The sequence below is a fragment of the Bradyrhizobium sp. 157 genome, assembly GCF_023073815.1.
Classification (GTDB): domain Bacteria; phylum Pseudomonadota; class Alphaproteobacteria; order Rhizobiales; family Xanthobacteraceae; genus Bradyrhizobium.
Window position 1 is genome coordinate 1 of record NZ_JADPKF010000114.1, and the last position, 6,493, is coordinate 6,493.

Consider the following 6,493-nt stretch of genomic DNA (forward strand, 5'->3'; position numbering starts at 1 on the left):
TGCAGGGCCCAAGAGATGAGCCTCATCGATTCCTGGAGAGCTGATTCTGAGAGCTTCAGTATGGCTCTGGCCCGGAATTACCCCATGTGTGAAAACGCGTCGCCGGATTTGATTCTCGCGATATGCTTCCCGCGCGATTTGCGGGGGGAGCGGATGAGACGCTTTGTTGAGGGCACGGATCGCGGGCAGAGCACGCTATTTCCGGAATGCTTGGAAGACTGGATCGGCGAGGATAATCCGGTTCGGGTGATCGACGTCTTTGTAGACGAACTCCATCTTGCCGACCTTGGGTTCAACGGTGTCGAGCCTGAGGTGACCGGCCGACCTTCTTATCATCCGTCGGTCCTGCTGAAGCTCTACATCTACGGCTACCTCAATCGGGTCCAGTCGAGCCGCCGGCTTGAGCGCGAGGCTGGACGCAACGTCGAGGTGATGTGGCTGACGGGGCGTTTGGCTCCAGATCACAAGACGATTGCTGATTTCCGCAAGGACAATGGCGCTGCTATCCGCAGGGTGTGCGCACGCTTCGTTGCGCTGTGCCGTATGATGGGTTTGCTCACGCAAGCCAGCGTCGCCATTGACGGCAGCAAGTTCAAGGCGGTCAACAATCGCGACAAGAACTTCACGCGCGCCAAGATGGACCGGCGCATGGCTCAGATTGAGGAGAGCGTCGCGCGCTACTTGCAGCAGCTCGATACCGCAGACCGGCAGGAGCCGTCCGAGGCTCTCAAAACCAAGACGAGCCGCCTGAAAGAGAAGGTCGAGAAGCTGAAGGAGGAGATGCAGCGCCTGCGAGCATTGGAGGTGCGGATGCTCGCCACACCGGACCAGCAGATATCGCTGAGCGATCCTGATGCCCGCTCAATGGCCACGAGCGGCCGAGGCTCTGGTGTCGTGGGCTACAATGTCCAGATCGCCGTCGACACTGAGCATCATCTGATCATCACACATGAGGTGACCAATGTCGGGACCGACCGATCGCAACTTGGCCACATGGCGACGGAGACGAAAGCGACACTGGAAGCTGAGAACCTCGATGTCGTCGCCGACCGCGGCTACTTCAGCAGCGAGGAGATCCTGGCGTGTGAGGAGGAAGGCATCACAGTCACCCTGCCAAAGCCAATGACCTCGAACTCAAAGGCAGAAGGACGCTTCGGCAAGCAAGACTTTCGCTACCTGGCTGAGGAGGACGTTTACGTTTGTCCTGCCGGTGAAAGGCTCACCTACTCATTCACGACCGAGGAAAATGGATTGGTCCTGTATCGCTACTCGACCAAGGCTTGCCAGAGCTGCGCGATCAAGCACAGCTGCACCAGGGGCAAGGAGCGTCGGATCACCCGTTGGGAGCATGAGCACATTCTCGAGGCCGTGCAGCGCCGGCTCGACGCGCATCCGGAGAAGATGCGCCAGCGGCGCGAGACGGTCGAGCATCCCTTCGGCACGATCAAGGCCCGAATGGGCGCAACCCACTTTCTTATGAAGACGCTGCCACGGGTAGCCACCGAGATGGCGTTGCACGTACTGGCCTACAATATGACGCGTGTCATGAACATCATGGGTCCTGGACCGTTAGTCGCAGCAATCCGGGCCTAGCGCGCCGAAAACCCGGTTCCCACCCGCTCGGCAGTTCGAAACAGAACAACGCACAGAAGCCGCCGGGAGAGCCGCGCGCCAGCTCACGCACACTCGACAGCTCACGTCCGAGCGTTTTTACACAACCAAGACCCTCAACGGACTCGTTGACTCGGAGCAAACATTTAGCTGGGTTGAGTGCGCCACCGAATGGATCGCTGCCGATCGGCCTTGCGCCGAGAGCCAAGCAGGCAGACTCTCACGCTCGGCGTTCGGCTCACTCGGAAGATTGGGTAAAGTCACCGCCAACGACTATCGACCTTCCTCTGAGAGAATGAGTAACGGCAATCCACAAGGAGGCGAAAATGTCGAGAGATCGTAGAGAGTTCATGAAACTCGCCGGTGCCACGGCGGGAGTCGTGGGCACGGCATGGGCTGCGACACCGGCCGCCGCCCAGATGAGCGGGCAGTTCAAGTCTATCAAGGCGTTGGCATTTGATGCCTACGGCACACTGTTCGACGTCTTCTCAGTTACGGCGTTGTGCGAGCAGTTGTTCCCTGGCAAGGGCAACCAGCTGGCGCAAATCTGGCGGTTCAAGCAGCTGCAATACAGCCTAATGCGCAGCCTCATGGGCCGCCATCGCGACTTCTGGGGCCTGACCGAGGACGGGTTGGTCTGGGCGAGCAAGAATCTCCAGCTCGACCTGACGGCCGACAAGAAGAAACAGCTGATGGATGCTTATTTGAGCCTCGCGGCCTTCCCGGACGTGAAGCCGGGCCTCGATGCACTGAAGAAACAGGGGATCAAGCTTGCGATCCTGTCCAACGGTGAGCCCAGAATGCTCGAGGCGGCCGCGAAAAGCGCAGGCATCCGCGATCTGCTCGACGAAATCATCAGCGTCGAGGAGGTGAAGATCTTCAAGGTCAGCCCGCGCGTCTACAACCTCGCGCCCGAGCGCATGAAGGTAAGCAACCCCGAGCTCGGCTTCGTCTCGGCGAATAACTGGGACGCTGTCGCCGCCGCGTCGACCGGACTGCGGACATTTTGGATTCAGCGCAGTACCGTCGAGGTTCCCGAGGAACTGGGATTCCAGGTTGATACAATCGTCAAGGCGATCACCGATCTCGCGCCGCTGCTGCGCGGCTGAGCACTGGTAGGCCATCGCTCAGGAGGACTATAGGGCCTGTACTCAACGAGCGGTTCTAGAGATCGGCCGTGCTAACGGAGAGTGCCGAATGCCCGGGTTTGGCCCAACCCGGACCCACGGGCATGTCCGTTTTTGCCCCGCTATTGGGGGGACAAGCGGACATCAATTCTGCCTCATCTGAGCGCCTCGGTCTGCTCGGCATTCCCGTTCACCCCGCGAGGCTGATCCGACTTGCCGGTGCAACCTTGCTGATCCTTGGCGTCGTCCTGATACGGACGTAGCCGCAGAAGATGATGCGGCCGTAGTCGCTATGGCGTAACCTTGAAACGCCAGCGTCATCACACCAGCCAGCCAACGGCGCTTTCGCCTTGTGAGAGGTCCAGCGATGCCCGCAGATCATGATACGCGCCATGATACGCGCCCTCTGGGTCGAACCGGCATCGATGTGCTGCCCTTGGGCATCGGCACGAACAAGTGGCGGCGTGCCGATCGTGGGGCCGTGTTGGAAACCTACAGGACCATTCATGATGCCGGCCCGTGCATGATCGACACGGCTGAGATCTATTTCTCGGAGCGCGTCGTGGGTGACTGCTTGCGCGCCGGTCCCACCCGCGCGGTGATAGCATCAAAGTTCCTTCCCTTTCCGGGCCGAACCTCTCCGCGACGCCTGATGAGCGCGCTTGACGGTTCGCTCGCGCGCTTGGGCCTCAAGACAATCGATCTCTACTATGTCCATTATCCGCTGCCCTTCATCGACGTGGGAGTGTTCGCCGAAGGCCTCGTCGAAGCGGTGAAGTCCGGCAAGGCACGCGTGGTCGGCGTGGCAAATTTCAATGCGGACCAGATGCGCCGCATCGCCGATCACCTCGCAAGGGCAGGCGTTCCGCTCGCCGCCAATCAGGTCAACTACAGCCTGCTCCGACGAGCAGCGGAAACGAATGGCGTGCTCGAAGCCTGCCGTGAGCTCGATGTGGCACTGGTGGCGTATTTTCCCCTTGCGTCCGGCCGCCTCACGCAGCCGTCGGACAGCATGGGCACGAAAGCGCTGCTGACGTGTCTCGCCGATATTGCCCGCGCGCACGACGCCAGCATCGGCCAGGTCGCCCTGAACTGGCTGTTGGCGCGCGACAGTCACGTGATTCCCATCCCCGGCGCGACCAAGCCTCATCACGCTAGGACCAATCTCGATGCACTCGGTTGGCGCTTGAGTGAGACCGAATTCGACGCGATCGACCGAGCCTCAGCAAAGAGTGGAACATGAATCCGGCGCACATCAAACCCCTCAATCTCCATCTCTGACCTCGACAAGATCGACGTCCGCGTCGGGACCATTCTCGCTGTCGAGGACGTGGCACATTCGGAGAGGCTCGTACGGCTGCGTGTCGATTTCGGCGACCACGCGCGCTCGATTCTCGTCGGCATGAAAAAGTAGCGGCCATATCCAAAGGTGTAGATCGGCGTCTGGTTTGCCTCCTTTTGGCGTCCAATATTGACCCCACTATGGATCGATTAACTGACTGAGGCCGCGTCCGAAAAAGATTGCCGCGACCGGGGTCAAGGTTGGACGCCGAAAGGCGTCAATGTCCGGAGCCGGAACACAATCCAGCTTTGGGGCATCGCTTTCGCCTATCGTTTCCTTTTGCGCCTGGCGCTGCTTGATGCCAGCCTGACGGATTGGGGCGCCGCGCACCTCATCATCGTACTTGCCAGCCTCGCTACCCCACGCGTGCCAGCCGTGGCGCGTCTCACGCGAGAAGATGTCGGCGCGCCGCCAACCCGGCGTGCGATCCGCGATCATCTGATAAAGCTCATCCGGCTTGCGGCTGTGCTGGCGCGCGATGCCGTCAAAGATCGATGGAAACGTGATCAGTGGCGGCTTTCCGATGGTGCCGATCAGGACCTGCTCGTGCATTGATCGCGTCCAAAATCCGCAACCCATACGCAGCTTCCCGCGCCTCGTGACCTTGCGCCAGACGATGTTACTTTTATACCTGACACGCCACGCTTCAAGGCAGGCGAGCGCGTCCGGCAGCATAGGTATGGTGGCCCAACACATCACGATGGCGTCATCCTGGCAGAGATCGCGGACAGGAAGCGCCTTGATCGCGTCGAGCGGCATCACGGTGTAATGTGCCTGAGCCGACTTGCCTTGTCCGGCACGCGAGTAGGTTTGAAATTCCCACGGCGGATCAATCAGCACGAGCCGGAATGAACGCGGCAACAACGGCTCGAAAAACCAGGGAATGATCGACACGGTACACCTCACGATCCTGCCCCAACGAAATATCCACGCTGGCCACATCGCTCGGCCGAAGACCGGCAGCTCGCAATGCGAATGCTCCTGGCAACGCCCTGTGAGCGCCTGTCCGCCCTGGCAGCTTTGTCGCGCCCGGCTTGTCGTTGTCCGCAAGGTAAATGACATCGCGTTCCTTGAACACGGCCGCGATCTCTTGGGTCCAGACGGCGGCGACACCATGTTGCCGCGCATCGGCACCAATTCGAGTTCGTCGCCAATCTGAAGACGGCCAAGGCGCTCGGGATTGAACTGCCGCGGGCACTCCTCGCCATCGCCGACGAGGTGATCGAATGACCGCTATTGGCCCTGACCGACCAACGTGAACTCTTCTTTCCACGTCGGCTGTCAGGGGGTAGACCGGAAATGGCTGACGTATGGCCAAAACGACGCGACCGGCGAGCAGGCTTGGGAAACCGTGCCCCGGCAGGCCGTCGTCAGCATATATTTAGGCACAAGGAGGTGCGATATGGCGACAACAGCTACCCAAGCCGTTCTTGATACGCCGGCGGCGGAGTTCCGGCTTCCGGCGACCGACGGCAAGACTTACGCACTGGACGACGTTGCAGGCGAAAAAGGCACGGTCGTCGTCTTCATCTGCAACCATTGTCCCTATGTTAAAGCGGTGATCGACCGTATGGTTTCGGACGCCCGCCTGCTGATGGCGGAGAGCGTAGGCTTTGCGGCGATTTGCTCGAACGATGCGGCGAGCTATTCCGAAGACTCATTTGAGAATATGAAGCGTTTCGCGAAGGCCCATGATTTCCCGTTTCCATATCTCCACGACGAGACCCAGACAGTCGCTCGGGCGTATGGAGCGGTCTGTACGCCGGACTTCTTCGGTTACAATGCCGACCGCGAGCTCAAGTATCGCGGCCGGCTCGACGAAGGCCGCACGACTCCGCCTCGCGCGGGGGCGCCCCGAGAGCTTGTCGAGGCTATGCGGGCGATTGCGACCACCGGTGTGGCGCCGGCTGACCAAAAGGCGTCTATTGGCTGTTCGATCAAATGGAAGGACAAATAAAGCCGGTCGCGGGTTCCACCGGGGCCTCAAGGCAAACCGAAATTATTCAGTCGCGCATTTCCATCTCGCCGCCGCGCTTGCGCACCAGGCACGGGCGGTGGTGCAGACGGGATCCAAGCTTCGCTGTCCGCCGCTTGCGTACGACCATTACACGGAGCGAGAATCCGGCCTTCCTTGCCGGGCGCGAACGCGTCATTGAGGGCATGCGGATGGCAGGGGTGCCTGAGGGATGACGTTCAAGGATACCCGTTCTGCTTATTGCAGCGCATGAGTCTGAAAACGGCCCTTCTGCGACATCGGGCTATGTCCGCTATTCCGCCGCTGTTGACGGTTGAGCGGACATCAGTCAGTCGCTTAATGATGGGGTGGACGCCCCGCCGACGGCATCGATGTGCCAAAGTGGAGGTGTTGAGCACCACTTAAGGGAGGCGTCCGTGTCAGAGATTATCACAGTCG

Annotated in this window: 6 protein-coding genes; 4 read left to right on the forward strand and 2 right to left on the reverse strand. The window is 60.3% G+C overall.

The window, feature by feature from the left end; genetic code table 11:
- Positions 1 to 153 precede the first annotated feature (153 nt).
- The 3 genes from IVA95_RS35485 (at position 154) to IVA95_RS35495 (ending at position 3,981) form a co-directional block, all read left to right on the forward strand.
- Complete coding sequence (locus tag IVA95_RS35485) at positions 154 to 1,593, forward strand: IS1182 family transposase (protein WP_247514745.1); 1,440 nt, start codon at positions 154 to 156, stop codon at positions 1,591 to 1,593.
- 368 nt (positions 1,594 to 1,961) lie between these two features.
- The gene (locus IVA95_RS35490; protein ID WP_247514742.1) at positions 1,962 to 2,720 is read left to right on the forward strand and encodes a haloacid dehalogenase type II; all 759 of its coding nucleotides are present in this window, start codon (positions 1,962 to 1,964) and stop codon (positions 2,718 to 2,720) included.
- 385 nt (positions 2,721 to 3,105) lie between these two features.
- A complete protein-coding gene (locus IVA95_RS35495; RefSeq protein ID WP_247514743.1) occupies positions 3,106 to 3,981 on the forward strand; it encodes an aldo/keto reductase in 876 nt (291 codons plus the stop codon).
- A 237-nt stretch (positions 3,982 to 4,218) separates the two neighbouring features.
- Here the strand turns inward: IVA95_RS35495 and IVA95_RS35500 are convergent, their stop codons facing one another.
- A complete protein-coding gene (locus tag IVA95_RS35500) occupies positions 4,219 to 5,022 on the reverse strand; it encodes an MT-A70 family methyltransferase (RefSeq protein WP_247514744.1) in 804 nt (267 codons plus the stop codon).
- On the reverse strand, positions 4,910 to 5,158 hold the full coding sequence (locus tag IVA95_RS35505) for a hypothetical protein (protein ID WP_247514747.1): 249 nt from the start codon (positions 5,156 to 5,158) through the stop codon (positions 4,910 to 4,912). The genes IVA95_RS35500 and IVA95_RS35505 overlap by 113 nt, the downstream gene beginning before the upstream one ends.
- A 324-nt stretch (positions 5,159 to 5,482) precedes the next feature.
- Between IVA95_RS35505 and IVA95_RS35510 the strand changes: the two genes are divergently transcribed.
- Positions 5,483 to 6,037, forward strand: a complete 555-nt coding sequence (locus tag IVA95_RS35510) for a thioredoxin family protein (RefSeq protein ID WP_247514746.1) — start codon at positions 5,483 to 5,485, stop codon at positions 6,035 to 6,037.
- Positions 6,038 to 6,493 lie beyond the last annotated feature (456 nt).

Excerpts from the sequence above, each read along its gene's own strand:
- IVA95_RS35495 (WP_247514743.1), top strand. The coding sequence starts at position 3,106 with ATGCCCGCAGATCATGATACGCGCCATGATACGCGCCCTCTGGGTCGA.
- IVA95_RS35500 (WP_247514744.1), bottom strand. The coding sequence starts at position 5,022 with ATGTGGCCAGCGTGGATATTTCGTTGGGGCAGGATCGTGAGGTGTACC.
- IVA95_RS35485 (WP_247514745.1), top strand. The coding sequence starts at position 154 with ATGAGACGCTTTGTTGAGGGCACGGATCGCGGGCAGAGCACGCTATTT.
- IVA95_RS35510 (WP_247514746.1), top strand. The coding sequence starts at position 5,483 with ATGGCGACAACAGCTACCCAAGCCGTTCTTGATACGCCGGCGGCGGAG.
- IVA95_RS35490 (WP_247514742.1), top strand. The coding sequence starts at position 1,962 with ATGAAACTCGCCGGTGCCACGGCGGGAGTCGTGGGCACGGCATGGGCT.